1 protein-coding gene is annotated in these 406 nt (G+C 70.2%); it reads right to left on the reverse strand.

The window, feature by feature from the left end:
• Positions 1-308 (reverse strand): PQQ-dependent sugar dehydrogenase (locus K9U40_RS24275; protein WP_282892598.1); only part of this gene is annotated, 308 nt, incomplete at its 3' end.
• Positions 309-406: the final 98 nt, after the last annotated feature.

Here is a 406-nt window from a genome sequence, read left to right on the forward strand (position 1 = left end):
CCACCCTGGCCAGCATAGGCGACCTTCGGAACGCCGGTGATCTCGTGCTTCTGGCCGCTGGCCGGGTCCAGGTGCTGGAGCTTGCCGCGCTTTTCGGTGACCAGCAGGCTGCCGTCGGGCAGGAAGGTCATCGCCCAGGGCTGGTCGAAGCGGCTGACTTCGGTGGCGTTGAACGGGCGCTGGTCGGTGGCGGCAGAGGCCGCCGTGGCGGTCTGCGCACCGTTGGCGGCCGGATCGGCGGCATTGCAGGCGGAGGTGGCAAGGATCGGCACAAGGCCGAGGGCGAGCAGCAGGGGCGTGCGGGTCATGGGTATCTCCAGTGCGGGGATGCGGATGGCCGGGCTGTCCCTTGTATACCACCGGCACCGTGAGCGTCGTGGCCCGAAGGTCCTGCGCCCCCTGTGCG

This window comes from Xanthobacter autotrophicus (genome assembly GCF_030015065.1).
In the GTDB taxonomy this organism is placed as follows: domain Bacteria; phylum Pseudomonadota; class Alphaproteobacteria; order Rhizobiales; family Xanthobacteraceae; genus Xanthobacter; species Xanthobacter autotrophicus_D.